Here is a 12,573-nt window from a genome sequence, read left to right as displayed (position 1 = left end):
TCTGTCATGATCCGATACCGCCCAGGGTGGACCGGTGGGCGCTATCGGTGATCGAACAGGGACCGGATACGCTGACTTGAGTGATGGCAGCGACCTATCGACAAACCGTGTAATCGCCAGCAGACACCAGCAGACAGGAGACCCCTCGTGACCGTCGTCGGGCCGTTCGGGCTGAGCGTGCGGGACCAGGCTCTGGAAGCCGATGTCCAGGCCGGATTGGCGGCTGTCGAGGAAGGCTTGCTCGAGGCCACCAAGAGCGAGGTCCCGTTCATCACGGAGGCCGCGCAGCACCTCGTCCGCGCCGGAGGGAAGCGTTTCCGGCCACTCCTCGTGATGCTCGCGGCCCAGTTCGGCGACCCGTACGCGCCCGGCATCGTGCCGTCGGCCGTGGTCGTGGAGCTGACCCACCTGGCCACGCTGTACCACGACGACGTCATGGACGAGGCGGCCGTACGGCGGGGTGTGGACAGCGCCAACACCCGCTGGGGCAACTCCGTCGCGGTCCTCACCGGCGACTTCCTGTTCGCCCGTGCCTCCCAGATCCTCGCCGACCTCGGCCCCGAGGCGGTCCGGGTGCAGGCCCTGGCGTTCGAGCGGCTGGTCACCGGTCAGATCCTGGAGACCGCGGGTCCCTCGGACGGGCGCGACCCGGTCGAGCACTACCTGGACGTGCTCGGCGGCAAGACGGGCTCCCTGGTGGCCGTGTCGTGCCGGTTCGGCGCGATGATGTCCGGCGCGGACGAGACGGTCGTCGACGTGCTCACCCAGTACGGCGAACGGCTCGGGGTCGCCTTCCAGCTCGCGGACGACGTCCTGGACATCGCCTCCGACTCCCACGAGTCCGGCAAGACCCCGGGCACCGACCTGCGCGAGGGCATCGCCACCCTGCCGGTGCTCCGGCTGCGCGAGCGCGCCGCCCGGCTGGGCCGGCCCGAGGACATCGCGCTGTGCGAGCTGCTCGACTCCGACCTCAGCGACGACGCCCGGCACGCCGAGGCGCTGGCCGCACTGCGCGCGCACCCCGCACTGGAGCAGGCCCGCCGGGACACCGTGCGGTACGCGGAGGAGGCGCGGGCCGCGCTGGCCCCGCTGCGCGAGTGCGACGCCAAGGCGGCGCTGATGGAGCTGTGCGACGCGGTCGTGCACCGCGCCGGCTGACCCGGCCGGAACCCGTACGGCCGACGGCGCCCTGCGCGACCCCTAGGGGTCGGGTGGAGACACCGCCGTCGCGTGTCATACCGCAGGCGTACACGGAGTTGGCTCCGAGGTCTGACGCTTCCTCACGGCCGATTTGGTCAGATGGTAACCACGGAAATCACCACTCCTCACCGATTCGGGTGAGAATGGCGGCTCAGGTGGACCAGCGGACCAGCGTGAGGACAGCCGCCGCCGACGACGGAGGTAAGGCACACATGGCACCGTACGAATCCGACGACGCAGTGGGCGCCGCGCGGGACGAGAACCCGCGTTCCGGCCGCCGCAAGGCCGCCCGGTACGCCGTCCCGGTCGCGGTGGTGGGGGTGGCGGCGGCCACGATCGGGCTGGTCCCGGCGCTCGCCGACTCCGGCGACCCCGACCTGCCGAAGATCAGCGCACAGCAGCTCATCAACAAGATCGCCAAGTCGGACGTGCAGCAGTTGTCCGGCACCGTGAAGGTCAGCACCGACCTCGGCCTGCCCGACCTCGGCGGCTTCGAGGACAGCCTGCTCTCCGGCGCGGGCCGGGGCGGCTCCGGTGACGACTCCGCCGCCGACCCGCAGGCCAAGCTGACCGAGCTGGTCTCCGGCACGCACACCCTGCGCGTCGCCGCCGACGGCCCCGACCGGCAGAAACTGTCCCTCCTGGAGAGCGGCGCCGAATACAGCCTGATCCACGACGGCAAGGACGTCTGGGGCTACGACAGCAAGAGCAACCAGGTCCACCACTCCACCGCGGCCGGCTCCGGCAAGGACCGCCGGGCCGAGCCGCCGGCCACCCCCAAGGACTTCGCCGACGAGGCCTTGAAGTCGGTGGACGACACCACGTCCGTCACCGTCGACGGCACCGCGCAGGTGGCCGGGCGCGACGCCTACAAGCTGCTCATCCAGCCCAGGCAGTCCGGCACCACGGTCGGCGCGATCAGCATCGCCGTCGACGCGAAGACGGGCCTGCCGCTGAAGTTCACGCTGACCCCGAAGAGCGGCGGCGCCGCCGTGCTCGACGCCGGCTTCACCCAGGTCTCCTTCGCCAAGCCGGCCGCCTCCACCTTCGACTTCACCCCGCCCAAGGGCGCGAAGGTCACCGAGGAGAAGGACGGGGCGAAGGCCCCCGAGCACGCCCCGAAGCACGGCGAGGGCCTCGCCGGGGGCCTGGAGGGCAAGGACGGGCCGAAGGTCCTCGGCAAGGGCTGGACGTCTGTCGCCACCTTCGACACCGGCGCCGAGGGCGGCCTGCCCACCGGCTCCCGCGGCGGCGACCTCGGCGGCTTCCTCGGCTCGCTCGGCGAGAAGGTCTCCGGGAAGTTCGGCAAGGGAACGGTCTTCTCCACCCGCCTGGTCAACGCGCTGATCACCGACGACGGCAAGGTGTACGCCGGTGCGGTGACCAAGGATGCCCTGGTGAAGGCGGCCGACGCGGAGAAGTGACCGCTTCCGGGCACTACGCAGCGTGACCGTACGTTGACCCTTCACGGGAGCTCGAATCGAGGGGGAGCCGATGGACGAAGTGCCCGTGATCGACACGCGCGGACTCACCAAGCGCTACCGCGGCGGACAGCTCGCCGTGGACGGTCTCGACCTGACCGTCCCGGCGGGCAGCGTCTTCGGCTTCCTCGGCCCGAACGGCTCGGGCAAGACCACCACGATCCGCATGCTGATGGGCCTGATCGAGCCGACCGCGGGCACGGCCCGGGTGCTCGGCCGGCCCATGCCCCGGGCGGCCCGTACGGTCCTTCCACAGGTCGGCGCGCTCATCGAGGGCCCCGCCCTGTACGGCTTCCTCTCCGGCCGGGACAACCTGCTGCGCTACGACGCCGCCGACCCGACCGCCGACCCGCGCACCCGGCCGGCCCGGGTCGCCACGGCACTGGACCGGGTCGGCCTCGCGGCCGCCGCGGGCAAGAAGGCGAGGGCGTACTCGCTCGGCATGAAGCAGCGTCTGGGGCTGGCCGCCGCGCTGCTCCAGCCGCGCAGACTGCTCGTCCTGGACGAGCCCACCAACGGCCTCGACCCGCAGGGCATGCGGGAGATCCGCACCCTGATCAGGGAGCTGGCCGCGGACGGTACGACCGTCTTCCTCTCCTCCCACCTCCTGGACGAGATCGAGCAGGTCTGCACCCATGCGGCGGTCATGGCACAGGGCCGGCTCGTCGTCCAGGGCGCGGTGGCCGAGCTTGCGGCCGGGGCGCGCGGCCGGCTGGTGGTCACCACCCCGGACGGGGCCGAAGCGGCCCGCGTGCTGAAGGAACTGGGAGTCGGGGACGTGACCGCCGGCGGCGACCGTGTCACCGGCGAACCACCCGAGCGGGACCTCGCCGAGTTGACCGCGGCCCTGGTCGCCGCGGGCGTACGCGTCCGCGGCCTGACACTCGAACGGGCCTCGCTGGAAGACGCGTTCGTAGCACTGACGGGGGAGGGCTTCGATGTCGCGGGCTGACGTGCTCCAGCCGGGTGCCGTGCGCCGGCCGAACCCCCTGTGGAGCCTCGGACTGCTGCGCAGCGAGCTGGTCACCACCGTCCGCCGCTGGCGCACGCTCGCCCTGCTCGGGGTGCTCGCCGCGGTGCCGGTGCTCGTCGGGGTCGCGGTGCGAATCGAGACGCGGGGCGGCGGGACGGTCGGCGGCGGGAACGGCGAGGGGCCGGCGTTCATCACGCAGATCACCAACAACGGGCTGTTCCTGGTGTTCACCGCGCTCGCCGCGACCCTGCCGTTCTTCCTGCCGATGGCGGTCGGGGTCGTCGCGGGAGACGCGATCGCCGGGGAGGCGGGCGCGGGCACCCTGCGCTATCTGCTGGTCGCTCCGGCAGGCCGCACCCGGCTGCTGCTCACCAAGTACGCGACCGTGCTGGCCTTCTGTCTGCTGGCCACCCTGGTCGTCACGGTCTCGGCGCTGCTCGTCGGCGCCCTCCTCTTCCCCATGGGGGAGCTGACGACGATCTCCGGCACCCGGATCGGTTTCGCCGAGGGACTCGGCCGCGCCCTGCTGATCGCCCTGGTCGTCGCGGCCTCACTGGTCGGTGTGGCGGCCCTCGGCCTGTTCGTGTCGACCCTCACCAACAGCGGCATCGCGGCGATGGCGACCACGGTCGGGCTGCTCATCACGGTGCAGATCGTCGACCAGATACCCCAGTTGCACGCGGTGCAGCCCTACCTGTTCCCGCACTACTGGCTGTCCTTCGCCGACCTGATGCGCGACCCCGTCTACTGGGACGACCTGGTGAAGAACCTCGGCCTCCAGGCGCTGTACGCGGCCGTGTTCGGCTCGGCGGCCTGGGCGCGGTTCACGGCGAAGGACATCAGCGCCTAGACCTGCCTACGCGGTCTGGTGCGGGAAGCGCGCGAGTGGCGCCTCCCGGGCGAAGAACGTCTTCGCGCGGGTCAGCGCCTCGGTGTCCTCGCGTACGTCGCCGGGCCCGCTGCCGTTGCCCAGCAGGACCCCGCCGAAGCGCATCTTCAGGTAGGCGGCCGAGTTGTTGAGGGTGCCCGCGTACGGATCGGCGACGGACGGCTCGTGGTCCGCCAGCGCGGCGACGCCCCACAGGGTGCGGCCGGCCATCGTCGCCTTGAAGTCGATGCCCGGGGTGCGCAGCCAGGCCGACCAGTAGTCCAGGTAGCGCTTGGTGAGGCTGGACACCGAGTACCAGTACAGCGGCGAGGCGATCACGATGTCCGTCGCCGCGAGCGTGGCGTCCAGCAGCAGGCCGGTGGTCGTGTCCGACGGCGGCCGTACGTGCTGCCTGTCGTGGCGCAGGTCCACGAAATCGGGCAGTGGGTGGTCGGCGAGGCGGATCCACTGCTGCTCGGCCTCCGCGGGCAGCTGCTCGGCGGCCGCGCGGGCCAGCAGCTCGGTGTTGCCGTCCGGGCGGGCGCTGCCCAGGACGAAGAGGAAGCGGCGGTTCATGGGTCCCCCAGGTGCGTGTTGTCGACCACTAAAGGCGCATGCATTTTATGCATGCGCAAGCAAATTGCGCCAGGGGGTTCAGGGTACGGCTGGTGCGAGGCTGTGACGTCGCGGTGACGCGGAAGCCGTGGGCGAGGCGACACACTGGTGGGCAGGACGCGTACGACCGGATCGCGACGCCGGGGGAGTGAGGGACACCGATGGCTGGACTCAGCTTCGAGAAGAAGCGGGCACCGCAGCCCGTGGAGCACCCGACGGCGGTGCCCGTCCGGGTGTTCGGCGCGGGCTCCGCGTCGGTGGGCGGGACGCCGGTCGTGGCGGCGCAGGGCGAGGAGATCCAGCAGGCCGTGCTGAACCACCTCCAGCGCCTGGCCATCAGTCTCGGTACGCCCATACGAGCGACCATCCACGACGACCGCGCGGGCTGGGTCGTCCCCCTGGAGGTCGCGGCGGACGGCTCCAGCCGGATGACGGGGGAGCCGGTGCGGCTGGCCGCGCCGGACCAGCGGCCGGGGGCCGTCCCGCCGGGCACCGTGCAGGCCCCGACCGGGCAGTTCGGACCGGCGCCCGTGATGACCGAGCCCGCCACGAGCACGCAGGCCCCCGCCGAGCAGGCTCCCGCCACCCCGGCTCCCGCCCCGGCCACGGCCGTACCGCCGGCGCCGCTCACCGCCGTACCGGCGGACCTGGCCGCCCCCGTCACCACCGCCAGCCCCACCCCCGCCCGCGGGTTCGACGCGGTCGCCGAGGAGGTGCTCGGGGACGGGCCGCTGACCGAGACCGCCGAGGGTGCGGAGCTGCTGAGCGAGCCGATGGGCCGTATCAACGAGGCCGTGCGGGCGGGCCGTATCGACGCGGCGGCGGAACTGGCCGACCGGACCCTCGCCGAGGCGTCCGCCGTGTTCGGCCCGGGCCACGCGGAGGTGCTCCACCTGCGGGAACTGTCCGCCTACATCGCCTACCTGGCCGGTGAGCCGGTCCGCGCCTTCCGGCTGTCCCTGGACCTCGCCCGGCTGCGCCGCCAGGCCAGGGACGGGGAGGCCGCCTACGGCAACGTGCAGAGCGCGGCCACCGCGTGGCGTGCGGTGCGCGACCCCGAGGAGGGCCTGCGGCTCGGCCGCGACCTGATCGACCTGTGGACGGACCTGAGCGCCGAGCCGGGCCCCGCCGCGGACGACCCGCGCCCGCTGGAGTCCGCCCGTGCCCGCATGGTCCGCCTGACCGACCGCGCGGCCAAGGCGGCGGCGCAGGCGTGACCGTCCCCGCGCGCGGGAGGCGGGCCTACTGCACGCAGAACTCGTTGTCCTCCGGGTCGGCCATCAGCACCCACTGACCCGCGGGCTCCTTCACTTCGCGCAGCACCCGCGCGCCCAGCGCCTGAAGGCGCGTCACCTCGTCCGCGCGCCGCTCCGGGCCGGCATGGAGGTCGAGGTGGAGCCGGTTCTTCCCGGTCTTCGGCTCCGGCACCCGCTGGAACAGCAGCCGCCGTCCGAGTCCGGTGCCGGTCTCGGGGTCGTACGGGTCGTCGGGGTGCCGTACGGCGATCAGGTCACGGAAGGCGGCCCGCCCGTGGTACTCGACGGTGGCCTCCCCGGACAGCGCGCCGACGGACAGCAGCCGTTCGACGAGGGCGCTGTTGTCCTCGGCCGTGTAGTGCAGCGCCGCGGCCCAGAAGTCGGCCTGTGCGTGCGGGTCGGCGGCGTCGATGACGAGCTTCCAGTGCAGCGGGGCGGGTGCCTGTGTGGTCATGCGTCCCACTTATAGCCGGATCCCCGGCGGAAGGGCCCATTCCGGCCGCTCCGCCCCGTCAGACGTCCGCCCGCGTCGACGCGGGTGTCTCGACAGCCCGGGCCGCCGGTACCGCGAGCGGTGCCGGTCGTCGTGCGGCGCGCAGTGCGTCGCACGTGAGCAGGATCAGCGCCAGCCAGACCAGCGCGAACCCGGCCCACCGCTCGGGCGGCATGGCCTCGTGGAAGTAGAAGACGCCGAGCACGAACTGGAAGAGCGGGGCCAGGTACTGCAGCAGGCCCAGCGTGGACAGCGGCACGCGGATCGCCGCGGCGCCGAAGCAGACCAGGGGCAGGGCGGTGACGATGCCGGTGGAGGCGAGCAGGGCGGCGTGTCCGGTGCCGTCGTTCACGAAGCTGGCCTCGCCGTGCGCGGTCAGCCACAGCAGATAGGCGAGCGCCGGCAGGAACTGGATCGCGGTCTCGGCGGCCAGCGACTCGACGCCGCCGAGGCCGATCTTCTTCTTGACCAGCCCGTAGACGGCGAAGGAGAAGGCGAGGCAGAGGGAGATCCACGGCGGGTGGCCGTAGCCGACGGTCAGCACCAGGACGGCGGCGAGGCCGACCCCGACCGCCGCCCACTGCACGGGCCGCAGCCGCTCCTTCAGGAGCAGCACGCCCATCGCGATGGTGACCAGCGGGTTGATGAAGTAGCCGAGCGAGGCCTCGACGACGTGCCCGGCGTTCACCGCCCAGATGTAGACGCCCCAGTTCATGGTGATGACGGCGGCCGCCACGGTGACGAGGCCGAGCCGCCGGGGCCGGCGCAGCAGCTCTCCGGCCCAGGCCCAGCGCCGTACGAAGAGCAGCGCGACGGCGACGAACACCAGGGACCACATCATGCGGTGGGCCAGGATCTCCAGGGCGCCGGCGGGCTTGAGCAGCGGCCAGAACAGGGGGACCAGCCCCCACATCCCGTAGGCGGCGAAGCCGTTCAGCAGGCCTATGCGGTGCTCACCATCGGACGTCCCGGCCACGGACCCTCCTTCGCGCGCGCGTCCTCCCTGGACGCACGAGAACGAAGGTAGCGCCGCCGGCCGCCGGCCGTCATGCCCGTATCGCCATACGGTCATGACAGCCGGGGGCGCGAGCGGGCGTCAGCCCTTCAGTGCGGCCGTGACGGCCTGCGCCAGCGGCGTGGTCGGGCGGCCGGTCAGCCGGGACAGGTCGCCGGAGGAGACGACCAGCTCGCCCCGCGCGATCGAGGCGTCCACGCCGGCCAGGATCCCGGCCAGCGGCGCGGGCAGCCCGGCGCCGGTCAGGATGCCGGTGAGGGCCTCCACCGAGACCGCGTTGTAGGCGATCTCCCTGCCGGTCTGCCGGCTCAGCTCGGCCGCGTACTCGGCGAAGCTCCACGCTTCGTCGCCGCCCAGCTCGTACGTGGTGTTCTCGTGGCCCTCGCCGGTCAGCACCGCGACCGCGGCGGCGGCGTAGTCGGCGCGGGAGGCCGAGGAGACCCGGCCGTCGCCGGCGGCCTGGACGACCGCGTTGTGCTGCAGCACCGGCGCCAGGTTCTCCGTGTAGTTCTCGTGGTACCAGCCGTTGCGCAGCAGGCTGTAGGGCAGGCCGGAGGCGAGCAGCATCTTCTCGGTCGCCCGGTGGTCGTCCGCCAGCGCGGCCGTCAGGCTGCCCGGGGCGCTGGTGTAGGCGAGCAGCGCCACGCCGGCCGCCTTGGCCGCCTCGATGACGACGGTGTGCTGGCCCACCCGGCCCTTGTCGAACTCGTTGCCGGAGATCAGCAGCACCTTGTCGCCGGCGGCGAACACGCCGTCGAAGGTCTCGGGCGCGTTGTAGTCGGCGACGGCCAGCCTCACCCCGCGGGCGGCGAGATCGGCGGCCTTCGCCTCGTCGCGCACGACGGCGGTGATCTGCTCGGCCGGGACCTTCTCCAGCAGCTGCTCCACCACGTGGCGGCCGAGGTGTCCGGTGGCTCCGGTGACGACGATGCTCATGATGCGATCTCCTTCTCGGGCGTGTCTGCCACTAACCCTATGGGGAGCGCTAACTGCTGGTAAGTACCCACTTTGAAGTAAGGTACGTGCATGTCGGTAAGTGAATGGAAGGGCGACGCCGAGGCCATGTGCCCCCACCGCCTGGTCCTGGAGCACGTCACCAGCCGCTGGGGCGTGCTGGTGCTGATCCAGCTTCTCGACCGCCCGTATCGCTTCAGCGAACTGCGCCGGGCCATCGGCCGCGTCAGCGAGAAGATGCTCACGCAGACCCTCCAGACGCTGGAGCGCGACGGTCTCGTCCACCGGGACGCCAAGCCCGTCATCCCGCCGCGCGTCGACTACTCCCTGACCGAGCTGGGCCGTGAGGCGGCGGAGCAGGTGCGGGCGCTGGCGCGGTGGACCGAGCAGCGCATGGACGACGTACTCGGTGCCCGCCGGGCATACGACGAGGCCCGGGACGCGCGGTCCCGGGCCTCGTGATCACAGGCGGCCGGACGGGCTAGCCGACGACCGTCCAGGTGTCCCCGCCCGCCAGCAGCGCGGCCAGGTCGCCCTTGCCCTTCTGCTCGATCGCGGTGTCGAGCTGCTCGGCCATCTGGGCGTCGTACACCGGCCGCTCGACCGAACGGAACACCCCGATCGGGGTGTGGTGCAGGGTGTCCGGGTCGGCCAGCCGGGACAGGGCGAAGGCCGTGGTCGGGGACGCGGAGTGGGCGTCGTGCACCAGGACGTCCGCCTCGTTCTCCGGGGTCACGGTCACCACCTTCAGGTCGCCGGTCTGCCGGTCGCGGACGACGCCTCTCGCCCCGTCCGCCCCGAAGCGGATCGGCTGCCCGTGCTCCAGCCGGATCAGCGCCTCCTCGGACCGCTGCTTGTCCTTCAGGGCGTCGAACGCGCCGTCGTTGAAGATGTTGCAGTTCTGGTAGATCTCGATCAGCGCCGTGCCCGGGTGGTCGGCGGCGGCGCGCAGCACCTCGGTCAGGTGCTTGCGGTCGGAGTCGATCGTGCGCGCCACGAAGGACGCCTCCGCGCCGATCGCCAGCGACACCGGGTTGAACGGCGCGTCCAGCGAGCCCATCGGCGTCGACTTGGTGATCTTGCCGACCTCGGAGGTGGGGGAGTACTGGCCCTTGGTCAGACCGTAGATCCGGTTGTTGAACAGCAGGATCTTCAGGTTGACGTTGCGGCGCAGGGCGTGGATCAGGTGGTTACCGCCGATGGACAGCGCGTCGCCGTCACCGGTGACGACCCACACGCTCAGGTCCCGGCGGGAGGAGGCCAGACCCGTCGCGATGGCGGGGGCGCGGCCGTGGATGGAGTGCATCCCGTAGGTGTTCATGTAGTACGGGAAGCGGGAGGAACAGCCGATGCCGGAGACGAAGACGATGTTCTCCCGCGCGAGGCCCAGGTCCGGCATGAAGCCCTGCACGGCCGCGAGGATCGCGTAGTCACCGCAGCCCGGGCACCAGCGCACCTCCTGGTCCGACTTGAAGTCCTTCATCGACTGCTTGGCCTCGGCCTTGGGGACCAGCTGCAGCAGCCCGTTGGTGGCGTCAGTCATCGATGGCCTCCTTCAGCGCCGCGGCGAGCTGTTCCGCCTTGAACGGCATGCCGTTGACCTGGTTGTAGGAGTGGGCGTCGACCAGGTACTTCGCTCGGATGAGGGTGGCGAGCTGCCCGAGGTTCATCTCGGGGATCACCACCTTCTCGTAGCCCTTCAGGACCGTGCCGAGGTTGCGCGGGAAGGGGTTGAGGTGGCGCAGGTGGGCCTGGGCGATCGACTCGCCGGCCGCGCGCAGCCGCCGTACCGCCGCCGTGATCGGGCCGTAGGTCGAACCCCAGCCGAGGACCAGCGTCTTCGCGCCGTGCGGGTCGTCGACCTCCACGTCGGGGACGTCGATGCCGTCGACCTTGGCCTGCCGGGTGCGGACCATGAAGTCGTGGTTGGCCGGGTCGTAGGAGATGTTGCCCGTGCCGTCCTGCTTCTCGATGCCGCCGATGCGGTGCTCCAGGCCCGGGGTGCCCGGGACCGCCCACGGCCGGGCCAGCGTCTGCGGGTCCCGCTTGTACGGCCAGAAGACCTCGGTGCCGTCCTCCAGCGTGTGGTTCGGGCCGGAGGCGAACTGCACCCGCAGGTCGGGCAGCTCGTCCAGGTCGGGGATCCGCCACGGCTCGGAGCCGTTGGCCAGATAGCCGTCCGACAGCAGCATCACCGGCGTACGGTACGTCAGCGCGATCCGGGCCGCCTCCAGAGCCGCGTCGAAGCAGTCGGCCGGGGTCTTCGGCGCGACCACCGGCACCGGTGCCTCGCCGTTGCGGCCGTACATCGCCTGCAACAGGTCGGCCTGCTCGGTCTTGGTCGGCAGACCCGTCGACGGGCCGCCGCGCTGGATGTCCACCACCAGCAGGGGCAGCTCCAGCGACACCGCGAGACCGATCGTCTCCGACTTCAGCGCCACGCCCGGCCCGGAGGTCGTCGTCACCGCCAGCGAACCGCCGAACGCCGCGCCCAAGGCCGCGCCGATGCCCGCGATCTCGTCCTCGGCCTGGAAAGTGCGCACGCCGAAGTTCTTGTGCCGGCTCAGCTCGTGCAGGATGTCCGAGGCCGGCGTGATCGGGTACGACCCCAGGAACAGCGGCAGATCCGCCTGCCGGGACGCCGTGATCAGGCCGTAGGCCAGGGCGAGGTTGCCGGAGATGTTCCGGTAGGTGCCGACGGGGAAGGCCTTGGCGGCCGGCGCGACCTCGTAGGAGACCGCGAAGTCCTCCGTCGTCTCGCCGAAGTTCCAGCCCGCGCGGAACGCGGCGACGTTGGCCTCGGCGATCTCCGGCTTCTTGGCGAACTTCGACTTCAAAAACTTCTCGGTGCCCTCGGTGGGCCGGTGGTACATCCAGCTCAGCAGGCCCAGCGCGAACATGTTCTTGCTGCGCTCGGCCTCCTTGCGGGAGAGGTCGAACTCCTTCAGCGCCTCCACGGTCAGCGTGGTCAGCGGCACCGGGTGGAGGCTGTAGCCGTCGAGCGAGCCGTCCTGGAGCGGGTCGCTGGCGTAGCCGACCTTCTGCAGGGCGCGCTTGGTGAACTCGTCGGTGTTCACGATGATCTCGGCGCCGCGCGGGAGGTCGCCGATGTTGGCCTTCAGGGCGGCCGGGTTCATCGCGACCAGGACGTTCGGCGCGTCACCCGGGGTGAGGATGTCGTGGTCGGCGAAGTGGAGCTGGAAGGACGAGACACCCGGCAGGGTGCCGGCGGGGGCGCGGATCTCGGCGGGGAAGTTCGGCAGGGTGGAGAGGTCGTTGCCGAACGAAGCGGTCTCCGAGGTGAACCGGTCCCCGGTGAGCTGCATGCCGTCACCCGAGTCCCCCGCGAACCGGATGATCACCCGGTCCAGGCGCCGCACGTCCTTCGCGCCGCCCGGTTTGCGCTGCTCTCCCACGACGGTTCCGTCGGTCTGCTCCGCTGGGCTGCTGACCTGGCTGGTCACTGAACTGGACCTCCTTCGAGGCGGCTGTCCGGGGCCTGGTCGTCCCACGGACCATCCCAGGATCAACCCTACGTCGGTTAGGGTCGCCTTCCCGAGGTCATCCATGGATTGGACGAATTCGAGACGGCCTGTCGCGCTGCGTTCACATGATGTCCCGCATCGCCGAGGCGCCGGTCAAGGCGCTCCCCGCGCGTTTGCAGGTTCCCTTCTCCGGCCGCCATCCGGGAGCCACTCCTGCGGATCCCTCCGCGCTC

Annotated in this window: 12 protein-coding genes; 6 read left to right on the top strand and 6 right to left on the bottom strand. The window is 71.6% G+C overall.

Annotation, left to right across the window (positions count from 1 at the left end; all coding sequences use genetic code 11):
- Positions 1–147: 147 nt before the first annotated feature.
- The 4 genes from ACIP4Y_RS17130 to ACIP4Y_RS17115 all read left to right on the top strand — a co-directional run bounded on the left by ACIP4Y_RS17130 (position 148) and on the right by ACIP4Y_RS17115 (position 4,504).
- Entirely contained in the window at positions 148–1,158 is a 1,011-nt protein-coding gene (locus ACIP4Y_RS17130) for a polyprenyl synthetase family protein (RefSeq protein WP_401393624.1), read from the top strand.
- A 254-nt stretch (positions 1,159–1,412) separates the two neighbouring features.
- The gene (locus tag ACIP4Y_RS17125) at positions 1,413–2,624 is read left to right on the top strand and encodes an outer membrane lipoprotein carrier protein LolA (RefSeq protein ID WP_401393621.1); all 1,212 of its coding nucleotides are present in this window, start codon (positions 1,413–1,415) and stop codon (positions 2,622–2,624) included.
- Positions 2,625–2,694: 70 nt separating this feature from the next.
- Positions 2,695–3,633 (top strand): ABC transporter ATP-binding protein, encoded by a 939-nt coding sequence (locus tag ACIP4Y_RS17120; RefSeq protein ID WP_401393618.1) that lies wholly within the window; start codon positions 2,695–2,697, stop codon positions 3,631–3,633.
- A complete protein-coding gene (locus tag ACIP4Y_RS17115) occupies positions 3,620–4,504 on the top strand; it encodes an ABC transporter permease (protein ID WP_401393615.1) in 885 nt (294 codons plus the stop codon). Before ACIP4Y_RS17120 ends, ACIP4Y_RS17115 begins: the two co-directional genes overlap by 14 nt.
- Before the next feature lie 6 nt (positions 4,505–4,510).
- On the opposite strand, the gene ACIP4Y_RS17110 is transcribed toward ACIP4Y_RS17115, so the two are convergent.
- Positions 4,511–5,098 carry a flavodoxin family protein gene (locus ACIP4Y_RS17110; protein ID WP_401393612.1) on the bottom strand — a complete coding sequence of 196 codons (588 nt, stop codon included), beginning with the start codon at positions 5,096–5,098 and terminating at the stop codon, positions 4,511–4,513.
- Between the two features lie 200 nt (positions 5,099–5,298).
- Here ACIP4Y_RS17110 and ACIP4Y_RS17105 point away from each other — a divergent pair, with 200 nt between their 5' ends.
- Positions 5,299–6,354 carry a hypothetical protein gene (locus ACIP4Y_RS17105; protein ID WP_401393609.1) on the top strand — a complete coding sequence of 352 codons (1,056 nt, stop codon included), beginning with the start codon at positions 5,299–5,301 and terminating at the stop codon, positions 6,352–6,354.
- 25 nt (positions 6,355–6,379) lie between these two features.
- Here ACIP4Y_RS17105 and ACIP4Y_RS17100 read toward each other — a convergent pair whose 3' ends face one another.
- The 3 genes from ACIP4Y_RS17100 to ACIP4Y_RS17090 all read right to left on the bottom strand — a co-directional run bounded on the left by ACIP4Y_RS17100 (position 6,380) and on the right by ACIP4Y_RS17090 (position 8,837).
- Positions 6,380–6,847: a VOC family protein gene (locus ACIP4Y_RS17100; RefSeq protein ID WP_358637980.1), complete on the bottom strand. Its 468-nt coding sequence runs from the start codon at positions 6,845–6,847 to the stop codon at positions 6,380–6,382.
- 58 nt (positions 6,848–6,905) lie between these two features.
- Entirely contained in the window at positions 6,906–7,862 is a 957-nt protein-coding gene (gene rarD, locus ACIP4Y_RS17095; RefSeq protein ID WP_401393606.1) for an EamA family transporter RarD, read from the bottom strand.
- A 120-nt stretch (positions 7,863–7,982) separates the two neighbouring features.
- Positions 7,983–8,837: an SDR family oxidoreductase gene (locus ACIP4Y_RS17090; RefSeq protein WP_401393603.1), complete on the bottom strand. Its 855-nt coding sequence runs from the start codon at positions 8,835–8,837 to the stop codon at positions 7,983–7,985.
- A 90-nt stretch (positions 8,838–8,927) separates the two neighbouring features.
- Between ACIP4Y_RS17090 and ACIP4Y_RS17085 the strand changes: the two genes are divergently transcribed.
- A complete protein-coding gene (locus tag ACIP4Y_RS17085) occupies positions 8,928–9,317 on the top strand; it encodes a helix-turn-helix domain-containing protein (protein WP_358637973.1) in 390 nt (129 codons plus the stop codon).
- 19 nt (positions 9,318–9,336) lie between these two features.
- Here the strand turns inward: ACIP4Y_RS17085 and ACIP4Y_RS17080 are convergent, their stop codons facing one another.
- Positions 9,337–10,398, bottom strand: coding sequence for a 2-oxoacid:ferredoxin oxidoreductase subunit beta (locus tag ACIP4Y_RS17080; protein ID WP_401393600.1), 1,062 nt, complete (start codon positions 10,396–10,398; stop codon positions 9,337–9,339).
- Positions 10,391–12,319: a 2-oxoacid:acceptor oxidoreductase subunit alpha gene (locus tag ACIP4Y_RS17075; protein WP_401393597.1), complete on the bottom strand. Its 1,929-nt coding sequence runs from the start codon at positions 12,317–12,319 to the stop codon at positions 10,391–10,393. The genes ACIP4Y_RS17080 and ACIP4Y_RS17075 overlap by 8 nt, the downstream gene beginning before the upstream one ends.
- Positions 12,320–12,573 lie beyond the last annotated feature (254 nt).

The organism is Streptomyces sp. NPDC088810, from assembly GCF_044750305.1.
In the GTDB taxonomy this organism is placed as follows: domain Bacteria; phylum Actinomycetota; class Actinomycetes; order Streptomycetales; family Streptomycetaceae; genus Streptomyces.
This window is presented reverse-complemented; position numbering and strand designations above follow the sequence as displayed.

What these genes read in the sequence shown, in the direction of transcription:
- ACIP4Y_RS17125 (WP_401393621.1), top strand. Translation starts at nt 1,413, where the DNA reads ATGGCACCGTACGAATCCGACGACGCAGTGGGCGCCGCGCGGGACGAG.
- ACIP4Y_RS17115 (WP_401393615.1), top strand. Translation starts at nt 3,620, where the DNA reads ATGTCGCGGGCTGACGTGCTCCAGCCGGGTGCCGTGCGCCGGCCGAAC.
- ACIP4Y_RS17090 (WP_401393603.1), bottom strand. Translation starts at nt 8,837, where the DNA reads ATGAGCATCGTCGTCACCGGAGCCACCGGACACCTCGGCCGCCACGTG.
- ACIP4Y_RS17105 (WP_401393609.1), top strand. Translation starts at nt 5,299, where the DNA reads ATGGCTGGACTCAGCTTCGAGAAGAAGCGGGCACCGCAGCCCGTGGAG.
- ACIP4Y_RS17085 (WP_358637973.1), top strand. Translation starts at nt 8,928, where the DNA reads ATGTCGGTAAGTGAATGGAAGGGCGACGCCGAGGCCATGTGCCCCCAC.
- ACIP4Y_RS17080 (WP_401393600.1), bottom strand. Translation starts at nt 10,398, where the DNA reads ATGACTGACGCCACCAACGGGCTGCTGCAGCTGGTCCCCAAGGCCGAG.
- ACIP4Y_RS17110 (WP_401393612.1), bottom strand. Translation starts at nt 5,098, where the DNA reads ATGAACCGCCGCTTCCTCTTCGTCCTGGGCAGCGCCCGCCCGGACGGC.
- ACIP4Y_RS17100 (WP_358637980.1), bottom strand. Translation starts at nt 6,847, where the DNA reads ATGACCACACAGGCACCCGCCCCGCTGCACTGGAAGCTCGTCATCGAC.
- ACIP4Y_RS17120 (WP_401393618.1), top strand. Translation starts at nt 2,695, where the DNA reads ATGGACGAAGTGCCCGTGATCGACACGCGCGGACTCACCAAGCGCTAC.